At 71.2% G+C, this 24,287-nt stretch carries 17 protein-coding genes; 11 read left to right on the top strand and 6 right to left on the bottom strand.

Translation table 11 applies throughout. The features are described from left to right. Nucleotides 1–7: 7 nt before the first annotated feature. A complete protein-coding gene (locus K8556_RS08410; protein WP_223739503.1) occupies nt 8–673 on the bottom strand; it encodes a hypothetical protein in 666 nt (221 codons plus the stop codon). A 162-nt stretch (nt 674–835) separates the two neighbouring features. Between K8556_RS08410 and K8556_RS08405 the strand changes: the two genes are divergently transcribed. The 7 genes from K8556_RS08405 to K8556_RS08375 all read left to right on the top strand — a co-directional run bounded on the left by K8556_RS08405 (nt 836) and on the right by K8556_RS08375 (nt 14,017). Next, nucleotides 836–2,131, top strand: coding sequence for a pyridoxal phosphate-dependent aminotransferase (locus tag K8556_RS08405; RefSeq protein ID WP_223739502.1), 1,296 nt, complete (start codon nt 836–838; stop codon nt 2,129–2,131). 68 nt (nt 2,132–2,199) lie between these two features. Continuing rightward, a complete protein-coding gene (locus tag K8556_RS08400) occupies nt 2,200–3,486 on the top strand; it encodes an NTP/NDP exchange transporter (protein WP_223739501.1) in 1,287 nt (428 codons plus the stop codon). Next, nucleotides 3,483–4,652 (top strand): NAD-dependent epimerase/dehydratase family protein, encoded by a 1,170-nt coding sequence (locus K8556_RS08395; RefSeq protein ID WP_223739500.1) that lies wholly within the window; start codon nt 3,483–3,485, stop codon nt 4,650–4,652. The genes K8556_RS08400 and K8556_RS08395 overlap by 4 nt, the downstream gene beginning before the upstream one ends. Nucleotides 4,653–4,778: 126 nt before the next feature. Beyond that, entirely contained in the window at nt 4,779–6,140 is a 1,362-nt protein-coding gene (locus K8556_RS08390; protein ID WP_223739742.1) for an NAD(P)/FAD-dependent oxidoreductase, read from the top strand. Nucleotides 6,141–6,394: 254 nt separating this feature from the next. Beyond that, nucleotides 6,395–11,197 carry a DNA topoisomerase 3 gene (locus K8556_RS08385; RefSeq protein ID WP_223739499.1) on the top strand — a complete coding sequence of 1,601 codons (4,803 nt, stop codon included), beginning with the start codon at nt 6,395–6,397 and terminating at the stop codon, nt 11,195–11,197. A 292-nt stretch (nt 11,198–11,489) separates the two neighbouring features. Further along, nucleotides 11,490–12,884 (top strand): MBL fold metallo-hydrolase, encoded by a 1,395-nt coding sequence (locus tag K8556_RS08380; RefSeq protein WP_223739498.1) that lies wholly within the window; start codon nt 11,490–11,492, stop codon nt 12,882–12,884. Between the two features lie 317 nt (nt 12,885–13,201). Next, nucleotides 13,202–14,017: a matrixin family metalloprotease gene (locus tag K8556_RS08375; RefSeq protein ID WP_223739497.1), complete on the top strand. Its 816-nt coding sequence runs from the start codon at nt 13,202–13,204 to the stop codon at nt 14,015–14,017. Between the two features lie 78 nt (nt 14,018–14,095). Here K8556_RS08375 and K8556_RS08370 read toward each other — a convergent pair whose 3' ends face one another. From K8556_RS08370 to K8556_RS08355, 4 genes are all read right to left on the bottom strand, one after another. Next, on the bottom strand, nt 14,096–14,473 hold the full coding sequence (locus K8556_RS08370; RefSeq protein ID WP_223739496.1) for a DUF5335 family protein: 378 nt from the start codon (nt 14,471–14,473) through the stop codon (nt 14,096–14,098). A gap of 131 nt (nt 14,474–14,604) precedes the next feature. Then, nucleotides 14,605–15,753, bottom strand: coding sequence for an AAA family ATPase (locus tag K8556_RS08365; RefSeq protein WP_223739495.1), 1,149 nt, complete (start codon nt 15,751–15,753; stop codon nt 14,605–14,607). A gap of 74 nt (nt 15,754–15,827) precedes the next feature. Continuing rightward, nucleotides 15,828–16,280 (bottom strand): hypothetical protein, encoded by a 453-nt coding sequence (locus tag K8556_RS08360; RefSeq protein ID WP_223739494.1) that lies wholly within the window; start codon nt 16,278–16,280, stop codon nt 15,828–15,830. Next, a complete protein-coding gene (locus tag K8556_RS08355) occupies nt 16,277–16,942 on the bottom strand; it encodes a hypothetical protein (protein WP_223739493.1) in 666 nt (221 codons plus the stop codon). The genes K8556_RS08360 and K8556_RS08355 overlap by 4 nt, the downstream gene beginning before the upstream one ends. 319 nt (nt 16,943–17,261) lie before the next feature. Between K8556_RS08355 and treZ the strand changes: the two genes are divergently transcribed. From treZ to K8556_RS08335, 4 genes are all read left to right on the top strand, one after another. Beyond that, nucleotides 17,262–19,106: a malto-oligosyltrehalose trehalohydrolase gene (gene treZ, locus K8556_RS08350; RefSeq protein WP_223739492.1), complete on the top strand. Its 1,845-nt coding sequence runs from the start codon at nt 17,262–17,264 to the stop codon at nt 19,104–19,106. A gap of 150 nt (nt 19,107–19,256) precedes the next feature. Then, nucleotides 19,257–20,549 (top strand): discoidin domain-containing protein, encoded by a 1,293-nt coding sequence (locus K8556_RS08345; protein WP_223739491.1) that lies wholly within the window; start codon nt 19,257–19,259, stop codon nt 20,547–20,549. Nucleotides 20,550–20,702: 153 nt separating this feature from the next. Further along, nucleotides 20,703–22,133: a M20 family metallopeptidase gene (locus tag K8556_RS08340; protein WP_223739490.1), complete on the top strand. Its 1,431-nt coding sequence runs from the start codon at nt 20,703–20,705 to the stop codon at nt 22,131–22,133. A 60-nt stretch (nt 22,134–22,193) separates the two neighbouring features. Next, nucleotides 22,194–22,613 (top strand): VOC family protein, encoded by a 420-nt coding sequence (locus K8556_RS08335; RefSeq protein ID WP_223739489.1) that lies wholly within the window; start codon nt 22,194–22,196, stop codon nt 22,611–22,613. A 54-nt stretch (nt 22,614–22,667) separates the two neighbouring features. On the opposite strand, the gene K8556_RS08330 is transcribed toward K8556_RS08335, so the two are convergent. Continuing rightward, nucleotides 22,668–24,269 carry a serine/threonine-protein kinase gene (locus K8556_RS08330; RefSeq protein ID WP_223739488.1) on the bottom strand — a complete coding sequence of 534 codons (1,602 nt, stop codon included), beginning with the start codon at nt 24,267–24,269 and terminating at the stop codon, nt 22,668–22,670. Nucleotides 24,270–24,287 lie beyond the last annotated feature (18 nt).

Genomic DNA, 24,287 nt, shown 5'->3' with positions numbered 1-24,287 from the left:
CGCCGCCTCAGTGCTGGACGTCCAGCACGAGGCGCGTGGGGTCCTTCAGCTCCAGCACGCGGAACGGGACGCGGCGCGCGGTGCCCAGCACCCACGTCACCTCGCCCTCGAAGTCGCACACGCGCTCCAGCCCCAGCAGGGACGGCAGCGCGGGCTTGAGCGAGCGCTGCGCCACCGTCGCCTGCCCCTGGTCGTCATGCGCCCGCGCCAGCGTGAAGCGCACCTCCAGCATGGCCTCCCCCGGTGTCTTCACGTCGTCGCCGGAGCCGCACTGCTGGGCTGACTTCACGTACCCCAGTTGGTAGCCCGGCAGGCGCGGCCCTTCGAACTCGAACACCGTGCGGTCGTAGTCCGCGTGCGTCCCCGTGCGCACCGAGCGCAGCGTGATGGCCGGAGGCTCGCCGCGCGGCTTCTGGACCGTCTCCGTCGTCCACGCCGCGCCCTCGGAGTCCGGCGCCGCCGTGGGCGCCGGCCCGCCCGCGTCCTCCTTCACGTCCAGCACCTGGTGCACCACCGGGGCGGTGGCGGCCGGTCCCTCGCGCGGCACGGTCCTGGCGGGCGGAGGCACGGCCGGCACGTCCATGGGGACGGTCTGGGGCTCCTGCTTCTGGCAGCCCTGGCCCAGCACTCCCAACACCACTCCCACCACATACAGCCCCTGTCGCAGGCGCATCCGGTTCCTCCCATCAAACCCCGTCAGCCGGGGACTTCCCGAGTCCTCGCACACCGCGCTCCCCAGGACCATGGAAGATGCGCCTTCCCGGCGCCGTTGCGTATAGGGTCCGACGGGCCGCGTCCCCCCGGCCCCCCTTCGTGCACTGGAGAGATCCGCACCATGGCCATTGATTTGACCTCCCTCCCGCGTCCCTCTCGCGACGACACCACCGTGAGCACCATGGTGCGTGGGCTCGTGGGCAGCGAAATCCTCCGCATCGCCGCGGAGATCCGCGAGCTCGTGGCCAGGGGCACGAAGGTGTGCAACCTCACCGTGGGGGACTTCAGCCCGAAGGAGTTCCCCGTCCCGGATGGCCTGCGCGACCAGATTGGCGCCGCGCTCCAGGCCGGTGAGACGAACTACCCGCCGTCCGACGGCGTGCTGGACCTGCGCCAGGCCGTGCAGCGCTTCTACGAGCGCTCCCTGGGGCTGAAGTACCCGCTGGAGGGCATCACCATCGCGGGCGGCGCGCGGCCCGTCATCTACGCCACCTACCGCGCGGTGCTCGACCCGGGAGACGTGGTCGTCTACCCGGTGCCGTCGTGGAACAACAACCACTACGCCCACATGCTGGGCGCGAAGAGCGTGGTCGTGACGACGGAGGCGTCCGCGGGCTTCATGCCCACGCTGGCGCAGTTGGAGCCGCACCTGTCCACCGCGCGCCTCCTGTGCCTGTGCAGCCCGCTCAACCCCACCGGCACCATGATTGACGCGGAGGCCCTGCGCGCCATCTGCCAGCGCATCGTGGAGGAGAACCGCGCGCGCGAGGGCCGCGGCCAGAAGCCCCTCATCCTGATGTACGACCACATCTACTGGGTGCTGAACTTCGGCAAGAAGCACGTCACGCCCGTGGAGCTGGTGCCGGAGATGGCGCCGTACACCGTGTTCGTGGACGGCATCAGCAAGGCCTTCGCCGCCACCGGCGTGCGCGTGGGCTGGGGCGTGGGCGCGCCCACCCTCATCTCCCGCATGCGCGACGTGCTGGGCCACGTGGGCGCCTGGGCCCCCAAGGCCGAGCAGGTCGCCACCGCGCGCTACCTGGACGACGTGCCCGCCACCGAGTCCTTCCTGACGACGATGCGCCAGCGCGTCGACCAGCGCCTGGAGTCCCTCTACAAGGGCTTCCAGCGCATGAAGGACGCGGGCCTGCCGGTGGAGGCCATCGCGCCGCAGGGCGCCATCTACCTCACCGTGCGCTTCAACGTGGTGGGCAGGGACGGGCTCGCGACCAACGACGCCATCCGCAAGCGCCTGCTGGAGAAGGCCCGCTTCGCCGTGGTGCCCTTCCAGGCGTTCGGCCTCCAGGAGGACACCGGCTGGTTCCGCCTCTCCGTGGGCGCCACCTCCGTCGCCGAAATCGAGGAGGCGCTGCCTCGGGTGGAGGCCACCGTGCGCGAAATCCTCGCGGCCCGGTAGCCTCTTTCCTCCACAGGCTGGCAGGCGGGGAATAGCCTGCCAGCCGTGGCGTTGGGAGCGCCGCCATCATGCTCAAGCGCTTCGTGGACGTCCGTGACGAGGAGGGAGGGGCGGTCCTCGGGGCGTTCGTCTACTTCTTCACGCTGATGTGCGGCTACGCCATCCTGCGGCCCATCCGCAACGAGATGGGCACCGCCGGGGACGTGAAGCACCTGCCCTGGCTCTTCAGCGTCACCTTCGTCGTGATGCTGCTGGCGGTGCCGGCCTTCTCCGCGCTGGTGGCGCGCTACCCCCGGCGGGTGGTGGTGCCGCGCGTGTACCGCTTCTTCCTCTTCAACCTGCTGGCCTTCTTCGCGCTGCTCAAGTGGGGCGTGGCGAAGGAGGGCGTGGCGCGCGCCTTCTACGTCTGGCTGAGCGTCTACAACCTGTTCGTCGTCTCCATCTTCTGGAGCTTCATGGCGGACGTGTTCGCCAGCGACCAGGGCAAGCGGCTCTTCGGCTTCATCGCCGCGGGCGGCACCACGGGGATGATCGTCGGCCCGTTCCTGGTGGGCAGGCTCGCGGAGCCGGTGGGGCCGGTGAACCTCATCCTCGTGTCCGCGGTGATGCTGGAGGTGAGCGCGCAGTGCGTGCGCCGCCTGGGCCACTGGGCCCGGGACGTGCAGCAGCAGCCCGCCACGCGCGAGGGCCCGGTGGGCGGCGGGATGCTCGCGGGCTTGCGTCTCCTGGTGACGTCGCCGTTCCTGCTCGCGCTGGGGATGCAGGTGCTGCTGTACGCGGCGACCTCCACGTTCTTGTACTACCAGGAGGTGCAGCTCGTCGCGTCGCTGGCGAAGGACGCGGCGTCGCGCACGGCGGCGTTCGCGGACATCGACTTCTGGGTGCAGGTGCTGACGCTGGCCCTCCAGACGCTCGTCACCGGGCGGGTCATCTCGCGTCTGGGATTGGGCGTGGCCATGGCGGTGGCGCCGGTGCTCACGCTGGTGGGCTTTGGCGTGCTCGCGTTCGCGCCGGTGCTGGCGGTGCTCATCGCGGTGAAGTCGCTCCGGGGCGCGAGCCACTACGCGCTGGAGCGCCCGTCGCGTGAAATCCTCTTCACCACGGTGGACCGCGAGGCCCGCTACAAGTCCAAGAGCTTCATCGACACGGTGGTGTACCGCGGCAGCGACACGCTGAGCGCGTGGCTGCAGGGGGGCCTGACCGCGCTGGGCCTGGGCATGACGGGCCTGTCGCTGGCGGCCGTGCCCGTGGCCGCGCTGTGGCTCGCGGTGGCCCTGTACCTGGCGCGCCAGCAGCGCACGCGCGCCGCCGAATCCATCCCGCAGACGACCCTTCCTGGAGGAACCACGGCATGAAGCTGTCCCGAAGAGGCGTGATTCAAGCAGCGGCCGCGCTGGGCGCGGTCCAGGTGTTGGGCTGTGCGTCGTCCCCCAAGGCGGGCCCGGGCCCAGGCTCGGCGGGGGACGGGGACAACGCCCCGGGCAAGCCCCTGAACCTCCTCATCCTGGGCGGCACCCGGTTCCTGGGCCCCGCGCTGGTGCAGGTGGCGCAGGCGCGCGGCCACACGCTCACGCTCTTCAACCGCGGCAAGTCCAACCCGGGCCTGTTCCCGGACGTGGAGAAGCTCCAGGGGGACCGCGACCCCAACAAGGGTGAAGGCCTGAAGGCGCTGGCGGGCCGCAAGTGGGACGCGGTCATCGACACGTCCGGCTACGTGCCGCGCATCGTGAAGGCGTCCGCGGAGCTGCTCGCGCCCAACGTGGGGCAGTACGTCTTCATCTCCAGCGTCTCCGTCTACAAGGAGATGACGAAGAAGAACCTCAGCGAGTCCGACGCCGTGGGCACCATCCCCGACGAGACGACGGAGGAGGTGGGCGAGGAGAGCTACGGCCCGCTCAAGGCGCTCTGCGAGAAGGCCGCGGAGGCCGCGCTGCCCGGCCGCACGCTGAACATCCGCCCCGGCCTCATCGTGGGGCCGGATGACGGCTCCGACCGCTTCACCTACTGGCCGCTGCGCGTGGCGAAGGGCGGCGAGGTGCTGGCCCCCGGCGACGGCGAGGACCCGGTGCAGGTCATCGACGCGCGCGACCTGGCCGCGTTCATCATCCGCAACGTGGAGCGCCGCACCGCGGGCATCTTCAACGTCACCGGCCCGGTGGAGCCCATGAAGATGAAGGGCATGCTGGAGACCCTGCGCGAGGCGACCGGGAGCGACGCGCGCTTCACCTGGGTGGACAGCGCGTTCCTGGAGCAGCAGAAGGTGACGGCCTTCGGGGACATGCCCGCGTGGGTGCCGCGCACCGGACCGGAGAGCGGCATCGGCGCGGTGAGCATCGCCAGGGCCACGCAGGCGGGGCTCGTCACCCGGCCGCTCGCGGACACCGTGCGCGACACGCTGACCTGGTTCCACGCGCTGCCGGCGGACCGCCAGGAGAAGCTGCGCGCGGGCCTGTCCGCCGAGCGGGAGAAGGAAGTGCTCGCCGCCTGGCACCAGGCGAAGGGCACCGCGAAGGCGGGCTGAGCCGCCGCGTCTCTGGCATCCGGGTGCCTGGCCGGGGAGCGGCCGGGCATCCGTCCCCCAGCCGCCGGGCAGGCGAGAGACAGCGGATGCTGGCCGGGCGCGTCATGCGTCCGCACCTTGTCCGCCATGGAACGCGACCAGGACAGCAGGCATCACGTGGTCCTCGTGGGGGCGGGCTTCGGCGGGCTTCAGGCCGCGAAGGCCCTGGGCAAGGCGGACAACGTGCGGGTGACGGTGGTGGACCGCTACAACCACCACCTCTTCCAGCCGCTGCTCTACCAGGTGGCGACGGCGGTGCTGAACCCGTCGGACATCTCCGCGCCCATCCGCACGGTGCTGCGCTCGCGCAACACGGAGGTGCTGCTGGCGGAGGCGAAGTCGGTGGACGCGCGCCGCAAGGTGCTCGTGGTGGAGGGCGGAGAGATTCCCTACGACTCGCTGGTGCTGGCCACGGGCGCGACGCACTCGTACTTCAAGCACCCGGAGTGGGCGCAGGTGGCGCCGGGGCTGAAGACGCTGGAGGACGCGGTGCGCATGCGCGAGCGCGTGCTGACGGCCTTCGAGGCGGCGGAGCGCGAGTCCGACCCGGAGCGCCAGCGTCAGTGGATGACCTTCGTCATCATCGGCGCGGGGCCCACGGGGGTGGAGCTGGCGGGGGCGCTCTCGTACATGACGCGGCACGGGCTGCCGAAGGACTTCCGGCGCATCGACACGCGTCAGGCGCGGGTCATCCTGCTGGAGGGCCTGCCGCGCGTGCTGAGCACCTATCCGGAGGAGCTGTCGGAAGCGGCGAAGCGCGACCTGGAGAAGCTGCACGTCGAGGTGCGCACCGGGGCCCTGGTGACGGGCATCGACGCGGAGGGCGTCACCTTCGGTGACGAGCACATCGCCACGCGCACGGTGCTGTGGGGCGCGGGGGTGGCGGCGTCGCCGCTGGTGCGCTCGCTGGAGGTGCCGCTGGACCGCGCGGGGCGGGTGAAGGTGACGCCGCTGCTGACGGCGCCGGGCCTGGATGACGTGTATGTGATTGGCGACGTGGCGGCGGCGGAGCAGCGCGGAAAGCCCGTGCCGGGCATCGCGCCGGCGGCGATGCAGATGGGGCGGCACGTGGCGAAGACCATCCGCGCCCGCCTGGCGAACAAGCCGCTGCGCGCGTTCCGCTACCACGACAAGGGCAGCTTCGCGGTGATTGGCCGCGGCTACGCGGTGGGGCTGCTCTTCGACAAGTGGCGCATGAAGGGGCTGCCCGCGTGGTGCGTCTGGGCAGGCGTGCACATCGCCTACCTCGTCGGCTTCCGCAACCGCGCCTCCGTGATGCTGAACTGGGGCTACACCTTCTTCACCAAGGGAGGCCGGGACATGCGGCTCATCACCGGCAACGTGGTGAAGCGCATGCCCGCCCTGGCGGCGTCCCTCCAGGCCCCCGCCGTGCCTCCTCCTCCGGTGCGTCCGGAGCTGCCGGCGTCGCGGCCCGCGCCGGTGCACTGAGGCAGGAAGACCTGGGACGTGGTGCGAAAAGTCGCCCCGGTGCCTGCTGGCGCCGGGGCGATTTCCGTTTGGATCCAGGCCGCCCCCACCCCTGATGCCCTCATGCCGGCCCCCTGGTGGGGGAGCGGGCGTGACGGAGCGGGACAGGGGGGCCCTGGCCATGTCAGCCTCTCGCGATAGGGAAGGGTAGGGACGCGCACGGTGGGGGGCCCGACCCCGCGGGTGGGCGGCCAGGGGCGGGGAGGGGACAGGTCATGAGGTGGGATGAGATGGGCGAGTCGCCCGGATGGGACAGGTCGGTGTCGCGGGACGCGAGCGTGGACGGTGGGACGGCTCGCGGTGGGCGGGGCTCCGTCCTCGCGGTGGTGGCGGAGAAGCCCGCCGTGGCGCGCGACATCGCCCGGGTGCTCGGCGCCACCGAGCGCGGCGAGGGCTTCCTGCGCGGCAACGGCTACGTCGTGACGTGGGCCATTGGCCACCTGGTGGGCCTGGCCCAGCCGCATGAGATGCGCCCCGAGTGGAAGAAGTGGCACCGCTCGCAGTTGCCCATGCTGCCGGGGGACTGGCCGCTGGTGGTGTCGGACTCCACGAAAGCCCAGTTCGAGGTCGTCCGCCGCGTGATGAACGCGCCGGAGGTGTCCGCCGTGGTGTGCGCCACGGACGCCGGGCGCGAGGGCGAGCTCATCTTCCGCTACATCTACGACGCCGCCGGGTGCCGCAAGCCGGTGCGGCGGCTGTGGGTGTCGTCGCTCACCGAGCGCGCCATCCGCGACGGCTTCCAGCACCTCAAGGACGGCAAGGCCTACGCGCCGCTGGCCGCCGCCGCCATGGGGCGCAGCCGTGCGGACTGGCTCGTGGGCATGAACCTGTCGCGCCTCTACACGCTGGCGAGCGGCACCTACGGCAACATGCTGTCCGTGGGGCGCGTGCAGACGCCCACGCTGGCCATGGTGGTGGAGCGCGAGCTGGCCATCCGCGACTTCGTGCCCCGGGACTACCTGGAGGTCGTGGCCACCTTCTCCCCTCGCGGCAAGGGCGCGCCCGTGGGGGCCCGCTACCAGGGCACGTGGTTCCGCTCGGGGCCGGACGGCAAGCCGGTGGTTCCGCCGGGCTACGAGGCCGTGCGCGAGGCGCGCCGGCTGGACGCGGACGGCGTGGAGGCGGGCCGGGTCATCGACCGCGTGCGCGGCGGCAACGCGGTGGTGGAGTCGCTGGACGCGGAGACCAAGCGGATGCCGCCGCCGCTGCTCTACGACCTCACGGAGCTCCAGCGCCACGCGAACCGGCTCTACGGCTTCAGCGCGCAGCGCACGCTGGAGGTCGCGCAGGCGCTCTATGAGAAGCACAAGCTCTTGAGCTACCCGCGCACCGCGAGCCGGCACCTGTCGGAGACGGTGGCGGACACGCTGCCGGAGGTGGTGCGCGCCATCGCCGCGCCCTACCAGGAGGACCTGGCGCCGGGCACGGGCGAGCGCCCGCTGGGCAAGCGCTACGTGGATGACTCGAAGGTGACGGACCACCACGCCATCATCCCCACGCCCATGCCGGCGTCCGGCGTGCGGCTGTCTCCGGACGAGCAGCGCCTCTATGACCTGGTGTGCCGGCGGCTGCTCCAGGCGTGGCACGAGGACCACGTCTGGAAGGTGACCACGGTCATCACCGCGGTGACGTCGAAGGGGGACGCGGGGCCCGTGGTGGACCGCTTCCACAGCGCGGGCACGCAGGTGGAGAAGGTGGGCTGGAAGGTCCTGGACGTGGGGGGCGGGCAGAAGGCGCCGCGTCTCAAGCCGGAGGGTAGGAAGGGCGCGGACAAGGACAAGGAGGAGGAGCCGGACGACGAGCCGCAGGACCTGCCCGCGGGGCTCGCGCGTGGACAGGCGCAGACGGTGGAGGACGTGGAGGCGGTGAAGAAGCGCACGCGTCCGCCGCCGTGCTTCACGGAGGCCACGCTCCTGACGGCGATGGAGTCCGCGGGGCGCACGCTGGATGAGAAGGAGCTGGTGGACGCGATGCGCGACACGGGGCTGGGCACGCCCGCCACGCGCGCCGCGACCATCGAGCTGCTGCTCGAGCGCGAGTACCTGACCCGCGAGGGCAAGCGCCTGGTGGCCACGGACAAGGGCATCCACCTCATCCAGGTGGTGCACCCGGACGTGAAGTCCCCCGTGATGACGGGGCAGTGGGAGGCGTGGCTCCAGCGCATCGAGCGCGGGCAGGGCGCGCTGGATGCGTTCATGAGCGGCATCGAGGCGTATGTGCGGGAGGTCGTGGGGCAGGCGCCCACGTCGCTGCCGCCCACGCCGGTGGCCGGCGCCGCGCCGCGGAACGAAGCCGCGGCTGCGAGCGCACGGTTCGAAGCCGCGAGGCCGCATCCCGCGAAGGCACCCACCGAGGAGCTGTTCCGGACCCGCGAGTCCGCGACCGCCACCGTCCAGGCCGCGGCCCGAGCCAACACCGCGCGCAATGAGGTCGGTGCCTCCGCGAGCATGACGGGAGAAGGCCCCCGCGCGTTCGGCCACGGCGCGGCAGGCGACGCACGTCACACGGGGGCATCCGGCCACGGCGGCTCCGACGTCCCCGGTGCCTGGCGTTTCGCGGTGGGCGCCCCGGCCCACGGCCTCCACGACGGCTCCGCGGGCGCCGCCGCACCGGCCGCGTCGCCGCGCGTGCAGGACCGTCCTCCCAACATCCCCTCCGCGGAGGTGCGCACCGCCTTCGTGCAGGCCTCCTCGGAGGGCTTCGGCCGGGCCAAACGCCAGCCTCAAACCGTGAACATGGGCGGCACCCGGCCGGAGCGCGTGCACCGCGCGCCCACGCCTCCGGACAAGCTTCGCGGTCTCCTCAAGGAGGCCTTCGGCTTCAACGACTTCCGCCCGTACCAGGAAGAGGTCTGCCGCGCGGCCACGTCCGGCGAGGACCTGCTGCTGGTGATGCCCACGGGCGCGGGCAAGTCCCTCTGCTACCAGCTCCCGGGCCTGGCCCGCGCGGGCACCACCGTCGTCGTCAGCCCGCTCATCGCGCTGATGGAGGACCAGGTGCTGCGGCTCCAGTCGCTGGGCTTCGCCGCGGACCGCATCCACTCCGGCCGCGACCGGGCCACCTCCCGGCAGGTCTGCGCCGAGTACCTTGAAGGGCGCCTGGACTTCCTCTTCATCGCCCCGGAGCGCCTGGGCGTCCCCGGCTTCGTGGAGCTGCTGGCCCGCCGCACGCCCTCGCTCATCGCCATCGACGAGGCGCACTGCATCTCGCAGTGGGGCCACGACTTCCGTCCGGACTACCGGCTGCTGGGCTCGCGCTTGCCGCTCTTGCGCCCCGCGCCCGTGGTGGCGCTCACCGCCACCGCCACGCCGGACGTGCAGAAGGACATCGTCCAGCAGCTCGGCCTGCGCGGCTCACGGGGCGGCGCCGCGCACACCTTCATCCACGGCTTCCGCCGCACCAACATCGCCATCGAGGTGCGCGAGCTCAACCCGGGCGCCCGCGGCGACGCCATCCTGTCCCTGCTCAAGAACCCGGAGCACCGGCCCGCCATCGTCTACGCGTCCACGCGCAAGCACGCGGAGCAGTACGCGGACCTGCTCGCGCACGACTTCCACACCGCCCCGTACCACGCGGGCCTCCAGCCCCAGGAGCGCGACCGCATCCAGGCCGCCTTCCTCAAGGGCCACCTGGAGGTCATCGTCGCCACGACCGCGTTCGGCATGGGCATCGACAAGCCGGACGTGCGCACCGTCATCCACGCGGCGCTGCCCGCCAGCCTGGAGGGCTACTACCAGGAGCTGGGGCGCGCGGGCCGCGACGGCAAGGACTCGCGCGCGGTGCTGCTCCACGCCTTCGTGGACCGGCGCACCCACGAGTTCTTCCACCGCCGCGACTACCCGGACCCCTCCGTCCTGGAGCGCATCTACCAGGCCACCTCCAACGAGCTGGAGCCCAAGGCCTCCATCCAGGCCCGCGTGCGCGGCGACCCGGAAATCTTCGACAAGGCCCTGGAGCAACTGTGGATCCACGGCGGCGTGGAGATGACCCCGGACGAGGACGTGCGGCGCGGCCGCGCGGGCTGGGCCGTGGCGTACATCGCGCAGCGCGAGCGCAAGCAGCTCCACCTGGAGCAGATGGGCCGCTACGCGGAGGCGCACGACTGCCGCATGCGCCACCTGGTCGCGCACTTCGGCGACGTGCAGGACTCCGGCGCCGCCTGCGGCCTGTGCGACGTCTGCGCCCCCGAGTCCTGCGAGGTGGTCCGCTTCGAGGAGCCCTCCGCCCTGGAGGCCCACGCGCTGGGCCGCATCCTGGAGGCCCTCCACGCCCGCGACGGACAGGCCACCGGACGGCTCCACCGCGAGCTCTTCGGGGAGCAGCTCCACCGCCGTGACTTCGAGCGGCTCGTGGGCGGGCTGGTGCGCGCGGGGCTGGTGCGCCTGGAGTCGGACTCGTTCGACAAGGACGGCCAGGTCATCCAGTTCCAGCGGCTGGCCCTCACGGACACCGGCCGCCGCGCCCGCGTCATCGCCCCCGGCCAGGTGGTGCTGCCCCAGGCGCGCGAGGTGCCCTCCAAGAAGCGCAAGGGCCGCACGGCGGCTGGCGGCACCAAGCGCGCGTCCCGCAAGCGCGCCGCCTCCAGCGCGGAGGCCTCGCCCCGGGGACGCGGCAAGGGCCGCCGGGGAGGCTCGGCGTCCTGGGCCCCGCGCGATGACGCGGACTTCAGCCAGGAGTCCTTCCCCGCGGAGGCCCCGCCGGCCCGGAGCGGCTGGAAGGCGCGCGCCACGCCGGACGCCTCGCCGGGCCCACGGGCCTCCTGGAACGCGTCCCGCAACGCGCCGCCCGACCTCGAGCCGCCCCCCGCCCTGGTGGCGACCCTCAAGGAGTGGCGCCTCACCGAGGCCCGCAAGCGCAAGGTGCCCGCGTTCCGCATCCTCACCGACCGCGTGCTGGACGCCATCGCCAGCGCCCGGCCCTCCAGCGGCGCGGAGCTGATGTCCATCCACGGCGTGGGCCCCGCCCTCACGGAGCGCTACGGCCCGCAGATCCTCTCGCTCGTGTCCCGCCGCCGCTGACCGCTGGCGGATCCGCGTGTCCGCCGGTGGACAGGGGCGGCGCGGATCCGCCCTGTCAGGGCAGCGGCGTGCCCCCGGACGCGAGCCCCGGGGGACAGCGTGGATCCGCCGTGGGGCGTGCTGTCCGCCGCGAACCCCCTGACAAGGGAAAGCCCTTTCCTGGGCCGCAGGCGCGGAGGGCTACCGGCCAGGCGTGAAGCATGTTTCCCAAGCTTGTAGGCAAAAGTCCGGGTGCCACCTTTTCGTCCACACGCGCAATGGGAGCGGCGTGAGGGGTTCAAGGGGGCGCGCAATGGAGCTGGGTTTCGAGACGATTGGCAACGCCACACTCATCTGTCACGACAACGGGCCGGTGCTGGTGACGGACCCGTGGACGGACGGAGACGCGTACTTCGGAAGCTGGACGCTGTCCCACGAGGTTCCGGAGGAGCAGCGCCAGTCCATCCTGGACTGCCCCTTCGTGTGGCTGTCGCACGGCCACCCGGACCACCTGAGCATGGCGTCGCTGGAGAAGCTGCGCGAGCGCACGCTGCTGGTCCCCAACCACGTGGGCGGCCGCATCCGGGACGACCTGCGCGAGGCGGGCTTCAAGGTCCAGGTGCTCCAGGACCGCGAGTGGACCCGCCTGTCCCCGCGCATCCGCGTGCTGTGCATCCCGGACGTGAACCAGGACGCGGTGCTGCTGGTGGAGGTGGGTGGCCGGCTCATCGTCAACCTCAACGACGCCGGTGACCGCGGCCAGGGCCGCTTCGTGCGCCGGGTCATCAAGGAGTACAGCGAGACGTACCTCCTGGCCCTGTCCGGCTACGGCGACGCGGACATGATGAACTTCTTCACCGAGGACGGGCGCCGCATCCTCCCGTACGCGGCGGCGAAGACGCCCGTGGGACAGACGATTGCTCGCATGGCGGAGACGTACGGCGTGCGCTACTTCGTCCCCTTCAGCTCCATGCACAAGTACCAGCGCGCCGACAGCGTCTGGGCTTCCGAGTACACCACCACGCTGCCGGACTACGCGCGGGGCTTCGCCTCCAACACCTGCGAGATGCTCCCGGCCTTCCTGCGCCACGACTTCACCAACGACGCCTCCGCCTCCATCCACCCGAAGGAGCGCGTCATCAAGCCGCTGGACCCCAAGGACTTCGGGGACGACTGGAGCGAGCGCCTGGAGGCGGACGAGGTGAAGCAACTGGAGCAGTACTTCCGCGCCGTCGAGCACCTGGGCTCCGTGCTGGACTTCCTCCGCTTCCGCGTGGGCGGCCAGGAGCACGTCATCGAGTTCAACAAGCGCCGCTTCCACAAGGGCATCACCTTCGAGGCGCCCCGCAACTCGCTGATGACCGCCGTGAAGTACCAGGTGTTCGACGACCTGCTCATCGGCAACTTCATGAAGACCACCGTGCACGGCGGCTTCGGCAAGGGCAGCCTCTACCCGGACTTCAGCCCCTACGTGGCCAAGTACGCGGACAACGGCAAGGCCCGCACGGAGGCCGAGCTGCGCAACTACTTCAACGAGTACCGCAGCCGCGACATGGTGGGCTACCTGCGCCACCAACTGGATGCCCACTGCGTGCGCCCCCTCCAGCTCCAGTCCGCGGAGCTGCTGCGCGTCCTGCTGCCCCCGGGCTCCAACACCTTCCGCATGGCCAAGGAGACCTACTGGAAGATGCGCCGCGCCATCCTCTAGGGATTCCCTGGAAAGCCATCCAGGGGTCTGACCGGAATCAGGGCACCTCGCTGTCTTTTTCTTGGGCAGCGAGAGGTTCCTGGAAAAACCTCTGTCTTTCAGGGGACTTGGGTTTGTAAACGTCACGTGAAGTGACGGTTGACGGGGCGGGGGCTGGAGCGGATGCGCTCCAGCTATCCCCGCGTTTCCTGTTTTTCTCCTGGAGAGGGCCGTTGGCCCGGCAGTTGCTCATTGGCCCGGCGCGCGGCGGACCGCGCCTGGCGGGAAGGCCAGGTGGTGGCCGCGCATCCCTCGAAGCACACAGGAAGAGTCCCCCAATGCTCAAGTTCCGCTCTGTTGCGATGCTGGCCGGCGTTTCGCTGATGCTCGGCGCGTGCGGTGGCCCCGAGTCCGCGCAGGAGTCCGAGGCGAAGCCCACGTGGGAGGAGTTCAAGGCCCAGGCGTACCGTGAGCCGTGGGAGGGCGGGAAGATCATCGTCAACGGTGACGAGGCCCTGGACTCCGAGGAGGAGCTGGCGGCCTACTTCCGCAACGTCGTCGAGGCGCAGTTGGGCAAGTCGCAGGACGGCCTGGCCGTGTACTACATCGGCGGCGACATCAAGTGGAGCAGCACGCAGAAGACGAACCTCACCTACTGCATCAGCAACAACTTCGGCACCAACAAGACGAAGGTCGTGAACGCGATGGCGAGCGCGACGGCGGCCTGGCAGGCCACGGCGAGCGTGAAGTTCGTCTACCTGTCCCAGTACGACAGCGCCTGCACCGCGTCCCAGACGGGCGTGCTGTTCGACATCCGTCCGGTGTCGGGCCAGTCCTACGTGGCGCGCGCGTTCTTCCCGAACTCCAGCCGCTCCGGCCGCAACGTCCTCATCGACAGCAGCGCCTTCGGCAACCTGTCGCCCTGGACGCTGACGGGCATCCTGCGCCACGAGCTGGGCCACACGCTGGGCTTCCGTCACGAGCACACCCGCTCCACCTCGAGCGGCTGCTACGAGGACAACCAGTGGCGCGCGCTGACCTCCACCTACGACCGCGCCTCCGTCATGCACTACCCGCAGTGCAACGGCACCCAGACGGGCGACCTGGTGCTGACCACCCTGGACAAGCAGGGCGCCCGCGCGCTGTACCCGTGATTCAAGCGTCACGCTCGTGAGGGGGCAGGGGCCGGTGGGAGCGTCTTCGCTCCCGTCGGCCCCGTGCCGTTTGGGGCGTCAGAAGCGGGCGGAGACCTCCTCGGCCTCCGTGGGGCGCTCGAAGAAGATGAGCGTCTTGCCGCCGCGCTCGCCAATCTCCAGGCACTCCAGCGCGCCCGTCTCTTCATCCAGCTCCGCGTAGACGTGGTCCGGTTCGAGGATGCGGTGGGTGATGCGCCCGTCCTCGCGGCCCACGATGATCTGCACGGCGCCGGAGTCGCTCCCCTTGCGCTCCAGGGAGATGTCCACCAGGGGCAGGCGGTCGGCCAGGGGCTGGTCGCCGGTCTCCGCGTCGATGGACTCCACGCGCACCCACTGGGTGGCGTCCTGCTTGCTGATGCCGGCGAGGTAGCTCGCCCACTGCTCCCGGGGGATTTCCTGGTTGATGTGTGCCATGGGCCGCCTCCGCGCCGCTTTTGTGTGCCTCAACCGTAAGGCGTCTGGCTCGCGGGTGAAGGACGGGCCCGGCTGACCGACGCTCCGGGGGCCCCGCGGACCGGGCCCCGGCGCGTCGGCTGCTCCCGCCGTCAGCCGCGCACGGCGCGCACGGCGTCGTCCTGGAGCACCAGGCGCACGGTGGCGGCCCTGCCGTGGCCGAAGTGCTCGTAGGCGGCCTGCTCCAGCGCGGGAGCCAGGGCGGTGCGCAGGCCGCGGGCGCCCGTCTCGCGCTTGAGGGCGCGGGCGACGATCCACTCGCGCACGGCGGGGTCCACGGTGAGCTCCAGGCCCTCGTGGGCGAACTCGCGCTCCCAGGTGCGCAGCACGGTGTCCTGGAGGATGTCCCCTAGCGTGGCGGCGTCCAGCGGGTCGAAGGACACCAGCCGGTTGAAGCGGCCAATCAGCTCCGGGATGAAGCCGTAGCGGGAGAACGCGGTGGTGTTCTCCAGGTGCTCCTCCGTGATGCGCGTGGCGATGGACTCCAGGTCCTTCTGGCCGCCCTTGCCGGGCTCGCGGCCGAAGCCCACGCGCTCCACGTGGTTCAGGGTCGCCGCCGTGCCCCGGAAGCCGCTGAAGGCGCCGCAGGCGATGAAGGTGATGCAGCCCATGTCCAGGGACTCGGAGCGGATCCGGCTGGTGAAGCCGAAGTCCGGCGGGAAGGTGGCCTGCGCCGCGGAGAGCAGGTGCAGCAGGCTGCGCTGCACGCCGAAGCCGCTGACGTCCTTGGTTGTCTGCTGGCCGGAGAAGCGGCTGTCGGAGCGGCTGGTGGCGAGCTTGTCGAACTCGTCCATGCAGATGACGCCGCAGGCGGCCCACGCCGGGTCGCGCTCGGCGGCTTCGTAGAGGCGGGACAGGAGGGTGCTGACGTCGTCGCCCACGTAGCCCGTTTCGGAGAACTGGGTGGCGTCCGCGAGCACGGTGGGCACGCCGAGGATTTCGCGGAACATCAGCTCCACGAGGAACGTCTTGCCGGAGCCTGTGGGGCCCAGGAAGAGGGCGTTCTCGCGGGTGCCGGGCTCGGGCTCCAGCCCCTCCAGGTAGAGCCGGCGGATGCGGCGCAGGTGGCGGTAGGCGAGCACGGAGGCCGCGCGGCGGGCCTCGGGCTGGCCCCGGTAGCCCAGGTCGCCCAGGCGCGCGTCAATCTCCTGGGGCGACAGCACCTCCAGCGCGGCCACGCGCTCCTGGATGGGCGGGCCTTCGGGGAAGGCGGAGGGTTCGACGCCGGAACGGGGAGACATCGCGGTGAACTCCAGGAGGGGCGGGCTCGGTGGCGCCCCATCATCCGGGAGGCCCCGGGGCGCGACAAGCCACCCTACCGGATGTCGAGGATGCGGCCCTTGCCGTCGATGAGATAGGTGGCGCCCGCGTCCAGGACCACGGCGTCGGGTGGCATCTCCTCGCAGCGGTCGAGGTTGGCGGAGAAGGCGATGACGTACAGGTCGTCGTTCACCTTCTGGATGCGGACGTCGAAGAGGTCCTTGCGCCCGAGGCAGCGGACCAGCCGTTCGTGATTGCCGCTGGCCTTCGCGCCCGGGGGGAAGAAGTCCTTCATCGCGGCCTGGAACGCGGCGAAGGTCGGACCATCCAGCTCGGTCGTCGTCTGGAACGCCTGCGGATCCCGGATGCGCGCCCCCTCTTCGGGAGGGATGCGTTCGGGCCGCTCGTATTTGTAATAGCCGAAGTAGCTACAGCCCTGGCTCAGGACACAGACCATGACGCCGAGGAGAAGGGGCGCCAGACGCTGAGGCCGCGTGCGCACGTTCATGGCGTCCAGTCCTGCCCTTCGTAGAGCTCGATGTTGCCCTGGTCGTCGCTGACCGAGCCGATGGGAACCCAGACGCCTCCACGAAGCGCGGCCACCTCGCGGTCGGCGTAGTCGAATTTGTAGGCACGGCACTCGCCCGCTTTCTCCCGGTAGAACAGCAGGAGATGCCGCCGGAGGACCTTGCCGGTCCGCGAGTCGGCGATCCGCGAGGGAACCCACTCGCGGTCGCGCCCCATGTCCTTCTGGGAGAAGCGCCGGTTGTGGGGATGGTTGTGGCCCCTCCCCAGGATGACGGCATCCAGGTGCCGCGGATCATCCAGCTTCGTGGGGACCAGACAGGACTTCGTGCGGCCAACGCTCGTGCCTTGGACGTCGGACAGATGGCTCAGGTAGTACGCGTCCTCCGCACCCGAGTAATAGACCAGCGCGCAGTACTCCATCCCGTAATCACCCGACGATGCCCCAGGCTGCCGGGTCATGATCTCACACGCGTTCCCGGCGAGCTCCTCCACCGTGGGAAAGGGGCCCGCGAGCGGACCGGTGACCTGGAGCTGTCCATCCGGAAGCTCACGGACGCGGACATCCGGGTTCGGTGTGGAGCACGCCACCATCAGCGCGGCCCATGCCCAGGGCACGGCCCAATGGCTTCGCTGAATCCCCATGCGCGGTGTCCTGGTTCGAGGGCGCTTTCCTGGGGCTCATTCATTAGCAGGTGAATTCGAGAAAAAGAAGACTAACTTTCCGAGTCTGACATACTTGGAATTGGGTGGAAAGTGACCCCTGGGGACTCCGGCATGTTACCTGTGGGGTCATGGGCTGACAACAGGATGTCAGGGGTTCAGCGAGACGCGGAAGCGGCATCCCGGGTCCGTCCTCCGGTCCGCACTCGTGGGCGCCCAGAGGTCGACCCGTGAACAGCGCCGCTCCCCGCGTGCGCGGGGTGCTCCCCGGAGCCGCGCGTGCGCATTAACACGGGCGCACATGGCTCAATCGATTGAAGCTCGGTCCCAGGCGCCCCGGCTGGGTGCGTGGGTGGAGGGTTCCTCGGTGCGCTGGCGCGTCTGGGCGCCCGGCCACCAGGGCGTGGACGTGGTCCTCTACGACGCGGAGGACCGCGTCCTGCGCAAGGTGCCGCTCACCCCCGAAGCGGACGGCTGCTTCGGCGGCGCGCTGCCGGACCTGGGCGAGGGCGCCCGCTACAAGCTCAGCGTGGACGGCGCGGATCCGTTCCCCGACCCCTGGTCCCGCTCGCAACCCCAGGGCGTCCACGGCCCGTCGGAGGTGGTGGGCTCCGACCATGGCTGGACGGACTCGCACTGGAAGGGACCGGATCCGCAGTCCCTGGTCATCTACGAGGTGCACGTGGGCACCGCCACGCCGGAGGGCACCTTCGAGGCGTTCATCCCGAAGCTCGCCCACCTGCGCGAGCTGGGCGTCAACACGCTGGAGCTGCTGCCGGTGGCCAGCTTCCCGGGCGCCCGCAACTGGGGCTACGACGGCGTGGACCTCTTCGCGCCGCAGGCCACCTACGGCGGGCCCAGGGGCTTACGCAAGCTCATCGACGCGGCGCACGCGCACGGGCTCGCGGTGCTCATCGACGCCGTCTACAACCACTTCGGACCGGACGGGAACTACCTGCGCGCGTACTCGCCGCACTACTTCACCGGCAAGCACCACACGCCCTGGGGCGACGCGGTGAACTACGACAGCGAGGGCAGCCGCTTCGTGCGCTCGCTGGTGCTCTCCAACGTGGAGATGTGGATCCGCGACTACCACGCGGACGGCCTGCGCCTGGACGCCGCGCACGCCCTGGTGGATGACGGCCAGCCGCACCTGCTCGCTGAAATCGTGGAGCGCGCCCACGCCTCCGCCCCCGGCCGCCGCGTGGTCGTCATCGCCGAGGACGAGCGCAACGAGCGCAAGCTCGTCACGCCCGCGTCCGAGGGCGGCTACGGCCTGGACGGCGTCTGGGCGGATGACCTGCACCACCAGCTCCGGCGCGCCTTCGCGGGCGACCACGAGGGCTACTACCAGGACTACACCGGCAGCGCGGAGGACCTGGCCGCGACGCTGCGGCAGGGCTGGTTCTACACGGGCCAGAAGTCGAAGAACCTGGGTCACGCGCGCGGCACGGACCCGAAGGGGCTGGGGCCGTGGCACTTCGTCCACTGCATCCAGAACCATGACCAGGTGGGCAACCGGCCCCTCGGCAACCGCCTGTCGGAGGACGTGTCGCCGGCCGCCTACCGCGCCATGAGCACGCTGCTCCTGATGTCGCCCTTCACGCCGCTGCTCTTCATGGGCCAGGAGTGGAACGCGCGCACGCCGTTCCTCTACTTCACGGACCACCACGCGGAGCTGGGCAAGCTCGTCACGGAGGGGCGCCGCAAGGAGTTCGCCGGCTTCTCGCGCTTCAAGGGCGAGGAGGTGCCGGACCCGCAGGCCCGCGACACCTTCACCCGCTCCACGCTGGACTGGGGCGAGCTGGACCACGCCGAAGCCGCGGGCGTGCACACGCTCTACAAGGAGCTGCTGCGCCTGCGCGCCACGGAGCCCGTGCTCACCAGCCGTCAGGGCACGCACGACGCCCGCGCGCTGGGGCCGGACGCGTTCGTGCTGGAGCGCCGCGCGGAAGGGGACACGTTCCTCATCTTCGTGAACCTGCGCGGCTCGCTGGTGCACTCGCTGAACCCGCACGCGAGCGCGGGCATCGTCATGTGGAGCGAGACCCCGCGCTACGGCGGCGCCGTGGAGGCGTCCCCGCTCACCGGCAACGTCGTGCGCCTGGAGGGCCCCTCCGCGGCGGTGGTGAAGCTGCGCGAGTAACCCGCACGCAAAGGCAGACACTGTTTCACGCGCGGCCCGTCACCCCGGAGGCAGGGGAGGCGGGCCGCGATATTTCCGGACAGTGAAACATGCAACGACAGGGAATGCCCTCGGGGGCTGGCCGGTACACGGCCCCCAGGAGGAAGCACCTTGTCTCAATCTCATCCATCGCCGTGGAAGCGGCACCTCACCACCGCGAGCGCGTTCCTGCTGCTCGGGGCCTCCGCGCCGGCGCTCGCCGCGTCCGGCTTCACCGCCGTCACCGCCAGCGGCAATGACGGCAACCTGCCGTCCGCCACCATCGACGGCAACCTCAGTACGCGCTGGTCCAGCGACGGCGTGGGGCAGTGGCTCCGGGGCGACCTGGGCAGCGTGCAGTCGCTGTCCGCGGTGGACATCGCCTGGCACCGGGGCAACGAGCGGACCAACACGTTCGTCCTCGCCACGTCCACGGACGGCGCCACCTGGTCCACGGCCGTGTCCACGACGTCGTCCGGCACCACCGCGAACTTCGAGCGCTACAGCTTCACCCCGCGCAACGCCCGCTACGTGCGCGTCACCGTCAACGGCAACTCCGTCAACACCTGGGCCAGCATCGCGGAGTGGGCCGCCATCACCGGCACCACCACGCCGCCGCCCACGCCGCCGCCCGCGCCCGCTCCCACGGTGGGCCAGGACCGCTTCGGCGTCACCATGCTCTACCCCTCGAAGTCCGGGGGCGAGGCGTGGACGCTGTCGGACAACGCGCTGGCGGATTCTCGCTTCGACCCGCAGGACACGATTACGCGCAACAGCGACGGCTCCTGGAAGATGAAGGACAAGCAGGTGCGGATGAGCGTCTTCACGTCCACGGGCTACGACGACCGGAAGATCCCCACCTACGACCGGGACGTGCTCGCGAGCCGCGGCTACATGCAGGCGCCGAACGACTGGAAGAACATCGAGATGACCGGCTTCGTGAAGGTCAACGCCGTGTCCGACGCGAAGGACAACTTCGCGTGGTACGCGCGCGGCGGGAAGCACAACGACAAGTACTCCGGCTGCGAGGGCAGCAGCTACAAGGCCGGCCTGCACTACGACGGCCGCGCCCGCTGGGAGAAGGAGACCTGGCACGTCTCCTATGACCAGACGCCCTACGTCACCGCCACCTCCGCGCTCAAGGGCCGCTGGGTGGGCTTCAAGGCCGTCATGCGCAACGTCACCGTCAGCGGCCAGACGGCGGTGAAGCTGGAGCTCTACGTCAACGAGAACGCGGACAAGGTGACGTGGAAGAAGGCCTACGACTACACGGACGCCGGCAGGTGGGGCGGCGACGCCCAGCACTGCGGCGGCGCCGTGCCCGCGGCGCCCATCACCTGGGGCGGCCCCATCGCGGTGTTCCGCTGGGACAACGCGACGGACGTGGACTTCAAGTGGCTGAGTGTTCGCGAAATCCAGCCCTGAACCCCGCGTGAAGCCAGGCTCGCGCGCGGTCTGACGCAGGACGGCAGGCCGCGCGCAGGGCGGGCGGGGAGGCCCCGGTGGGGGTGTCCCCGCCCCTGGGAGGCGGGGCTTTCCATCGACAGGGGGCGCCGGGGTGGGCAGCATGGCGCCGCCATGAACGTCGACCAAGCCCTCGCCTCGTCCGAGCGCATCTGGGAGCAGGAGATCCTCCCGGCGCTGGAGCGCTACATCCGCATCCCCAACAAGTCGCCCGCCTTCGACCCGGACTGGGTGAAGTCCGGCCACATGGAGCAGGCCGTCCAGCTCATCGCGGACTGGTGCCGCGCGCAGGCCACGCACCTGCCGGGGCTGACGGTGGAGGTGGTGCGGCTGAAGACGGCGGACGGCAAGGACCGCACGCCGGTCATCTACATGGAGGTGCCGGGCACGCGCGGTGACGACACCGTGCTGCTCTACGGGCACCTGGACAAGCAGCCGGAGATGACCGGCTGGCGCGAGGGCCTGACGCCGTGGACCCCCGTGCGCGAGGGCGACAAGCTCTTCGGGCGCGGCGGCGCGGATGACGGCTACTCCGCGTTCGCGTCGCTGTCCGCGCTGCGGCTGCTGAAGGAGCAGGGCGTGCCGCACGCGCGCTGCGCCATCGTCATCGAGGCGTGCGAGGAGAGCGGCAGCTACGACCTGCCCGCGTACATCGAGGCGCTGGCGCCGCGCATCGGCAAGCCGTCGCTGGTGGTGTGCCTGGACTCGGGCTGCGCGAACTACGAGCAGCTCTGGATGACCACCAGCCTGCGCGGCATGGTGGCCGGCAACCTGCGCGTGGACATCCTCACGGAGGGCGTGCACTCCGGTGACGCGACGGGCGTGGTGGCGTCCTCCATGCGCATCATGCGGATGCTGCTGTCGCGCGTGGAGGACGAGGCGACGGGCCACATCAAGGTGCAGGCCCTGCACACGGAGATTCCGGAGGGCCGGCGCCAGCAGGCGAAGGCCGCCGCCCAGACGATGGGCGACGAGCTGTTCTCGAAGTTCCCCTGGGTGGAGGGCGCGCGTCCGGTGACGACGGACGGCGTGGAGCTGGTGCTCAACCGCACCTGGCGTCCGGCGCTGGCGCTGACGGGCGTGGAGGGCGTGCCGGCCCTGGCGAGCGCGGGCAACGTGCTGCGCCCCTTCACGACGTGGAAGCTGTCCATGCGCATCCCGCCGCGCGTGGACCCCAAGGTGGCCGCGAAGGCGCTGAAGGACACGCTGGAGAAGGACCCGCCGTACGGCGCCAAGGTGTCCTTCGAAGGCGACAAGGCGTCGGTGGGCTGGGACGCGCCGCCGCTGGCCGGCTGGCTGTCCAGCGCGGTGGAGAGCGCGTCCAAGGCGTGCTTCGGCAAGCCCGCGATGGCGATGGGCGAGGGTGGCACCATCCCGTTCATGGGCATGCTGGGCGAGCGCTTCCCGGAGGCGCAGTTCCTCATCACGGGCCTCCTGGGGCCGGGCAGCAACGCGCACGGGCCCAATGAGTTCCTGCACATCCCCACGGGCAAGAAGCTGACCGCCGCGGTGGCGAGCGTCGTCGCGGACCACTTCAAGCGGTAGTGCCTCACCGGAGGACGGGGCCGCACGCGCCCCGTCCTTCCCGGACCTCCTGGAGCCCTTGTGCCGAGCAAGCCCCGCCGCACCGGCCATGTCCGTTCGCAGCCCCTCATCGCGGTGCGCGACGTGGAGGCGAGCAGCCGCTGGTACCAGGCGGTGCTCGGCTGCGAGAGCGGGCACGGCGGGCCCGAGTACGAGATGCTGCTGAACAACGGCGAGCTCGTGCTCCAGCTCCACGCGTGGGACCTGGACGAGCACGCGAACCTGATGGGGCCGGACACGGCGCCGCGAGGCCACGGCGTGCTGCTGTGGTTCGAGACCACGGACTTCGACGCGTGCGTGGAGGCGGCGCGGGCGCTGAAGGCGGAGTGGGTGGAGGCGCCGCACGTGAACCCGAACTCGCGCCGCTGGGAGTTCTGGGCAAAGGACCCGGACGGCTACGTGGTCGTCGTGGCCGCGGAGTCGCGAGCGAAGCGCTCCTGAAGCGCCTCACCCGGGCAGGGCTTGTCCGCCGGACCGGCGGCACGAAGAGGCGCCTCAGCGCCCCGTCTTGATGCCCAGCGACGACCCGGAGGGCGGCTTCTTCGGCTGGGGCGCTGGCCGCGCCGCCCGCTTCTGGAGCGCCACCGCCACCGCGGGCGCGTCCGCCGCGGACACCTGCCGCGTCACCGGCTCGTAGCCGTTGAGCGCGAGCGTCACCGCCACCGACGGCTCCCCGGGCACCAGCGGCAGCGCCACCGGCGTGATGCCGCGCTCCTCGCCCGCCACCTGCACCGTGGCGCCGGGCGGCTCGCTCGTCACCATCAGGTGCACCGGCTGGGGCGCGGGGGGCTCCGGCGGCGTGGGCCGCGGAGCCGTCTCCGGCGCTTGCTCCGGGGGCCGCGTGGCCACCACCACGGGGGGCGGCGTCACCGTCTCCGCGCCACCGCGCACCAGCACCACCGCCGCGCCGCCCACCACCAGCGCCACGCCGCCCACCACGAAGGGCAGCCACGGGCGGCGCTTCGGGGGCTCCGGCATCAGGGCCGCGGTGTTCCGCGTCTTCTCCGGCTCCACGCGCGTGGGCGGACGGGACGGCGGCCCCACCAGCTTCGACGCGCGCGACCCGGACTGCCCCCGCGCACCCGACGTGGGCATCCCGTCCCGCGAGGAGTTGGACTGCGCGTCCAGGTCCACGTCCTCGGCGAGCTGGTCCAGCTTCGCCGGGTCCGCCTCCGTGGCGATGCGGTCCGCGTACAGCTCCCGCAGGTACGCGGCCAGGTGCGCGCTGCTGGACGGCAGCCGCAGGTTGAGCGCCCAGTCCTCCAGCGCCAGGCGGAACGCGGCGCAGTCCGCGTAGCGGCCGTCCGGCGTGGGCGCCAGCGCCTTGAGGACGATGTCATCCAGGCCCGGCGGGAGCTTCGGGTTGAGCTGCGACGGCGGCGGCACCTGGCAGTCGCGCACCAGCCGCAGCGTCATCAGGTCCGTGTCGCCCTTGAAGAGGCGCTTGCCCGTGAGCAGCTCCCACATCACGACCCCGAGCGCGAACTGGTCGCTCCGGCCGTCCACCGCCATGCCGTTGGCCTGCTCCGGCGACATGTACGGGTACTTGCCCTTGAGCACGCCCGTCGCCGTCTGCTGGCCGCTGGTGGCCGCCTTCGCCACGCCGAAGTCGATGACCTTCACACCCCCGTCGAACCCGACGAGCACGTTCTGCGGCGACACGTCCCGGTGCACCAGCTTCAGCGGCTGGCCGTGCCCGTCCCTCGCGCCGTGCGCGTAGGACAGCCCCGCCGCCGCGTCCGCGATGATGCGGATGACCAGCCCCACCGGCAGCGGGCGCTCCTGCTTGCGCGCGAAGCGGTCCAGCCGGCGCACGTCCTCGCCCTGCACGTACTCCATGGCCAGGCAGTGCCGGCCCTCAATCTCCGTGAGGTCCAGGATGGTGATGAGGTTCGGGTGGGACAGCCGCGCCACCAGCCGCGCCTCGTCCAGGAACATCTCCAGGAACTCTTCGTCCTCGGCGAGGTGCGGCAAGATGAGCTTGAGGACGACCAGGCGCTCGAAGCCCGTCCCGTGCTCCCGGGCGAGGAACACCTGTCCCATCCCGCCCGACGCGATTTTTCGAAGCAGCTCGTATTTCCCGAAGACCACCGCCATGGGTGTCCGGGAGGATAC

The sequence above is a fragment of the Corallococcus sp. AS-1-12 genome (assembly GCF_020036995.1).
GTDB lineage: Bacteria > Myxococcota > Myxococcia > Myxococcales > Myxococcaceae > Corallococcus.
The sequence above is the reverse complement of the archived record's forward strand: the minus strand, read 5'-3'. Positions and strand labels throughout refer to the sequence as shown.

What these genes read in the sequence shown, in the direction of transcription:
- treZ (WP_223739492.1), top strand. Translation starts at nt 17,262, where the DNA reads ATGGCTCAATCGATTGAAGCTCGGTCCCAGGCGCCCCGGCTGGGTGCG.
- K8556_RS08410 (WP_223739503.1), bottom strand. Translation starts at nt 673, where the DNA reads ATGCGCCTGCGACAGGGGCTGTATGTGGTGGGAGTGGTGTTGGGAGTG.
- K8556_RS08380 (WP_223739498.1), top strand. Translation starts at nt 11,490, where the DNA reads ATGGAGCTGGGTTTCGAGACGATTGGCAACGCCACACTCATCTGTCAC.
- K8556_RS08405 (WP_223739502.1), top strand. Translation starts at nt 836, where the DNA reads ATGGCCATTGATTTGACCTCCCTCCCGCGTCCCTCTCGCGACGACACC.
- K8556_RS08390 (WP_223739742.1), top strand. Translation starts at nt 4,779, where the DNA reads ATGGAACGCGACCAGGACAGCAGGCATCACGTGGTCCTCGTGGGGGCG.
- K8556_RS08355 (WP_223739493.1), bottom strand. Translation starts at nt 16,942, where the DNA reads ATGGGGATTCAGCGAAGCCATTGGGCCGTGCCCTGGGCATGGGCCGCG.
- K8556_RS08400 (WP_223739501.1), top strand. Translation starts at nt 2,200, where the DNA reads ATGCTCAAGCGCTTCGTGGACGTCCGTGACGAGGAGGGAGGGGCGGTC.
- K8556_RS08395 (WP_223739500.1), top strand. Translation starts at nt 3,483, where the DNA reads ATGAAGCTGTCCCGAAGAGGCGTGATTCAAGCAGCGGCCGCGCTGGGC.
- K8556_RS08330 (WP_223739488.1), bottom strand. Translation starts at nt 24,269, where the DNA reads ATGGCGGTGGTCTTCGGGAAATACGAGCTGCTTCGAAAAATCGCGTCG.
- K8556_RS08385 (WP_223739499.1), top strand. Translation starts at nt 6,395, where the DNA reads ATGAGGTGGGATGAGATGGGCGAGTCGCCCGGATGGGACAGGTCGGTG.
- K8556_RS08340 (WP_223739490.1), top strand. Translation starts at nt 20,703, where the DNA reads ATGAACGTCGACCAAGCCCTCGCCTCGTCCGAGCGCATCTGGGAGCAG.
- K8556_RS08360 (WP_223739494.1), bottom strand. Translation starts at nt 16,280, where the DNA reads ATGAACGTGCGCACGCGGCCTCAGCGTCTGGCGCCCCTTCTCCTCGGC.
- K8556_RS08370 (WP_223739496.1), bottom strand. Translation starts at nt 14,473, where the DNA reads ATGGCACACATCAACCAGGAAATCCCCCGGGAGCAGTGGGCGAGCTAC.
- K8556_RS08365 (WP_223739495.1), bottom strand. Translation starts at nt 15,753, where the DNA reads ATGTCTCCCCGTTCCGGCGTCGAACCCTCCGCCTTCCCCGAAGGCCCG.
- K8556_RS08375 (WP_223739497.1), top strand. Translation starts at nt 13,202, where the DNA reads ATGCTCAAGTTCCGCTCTGTTGCGATGCTGGCCGGCGTTTCGCTGATG.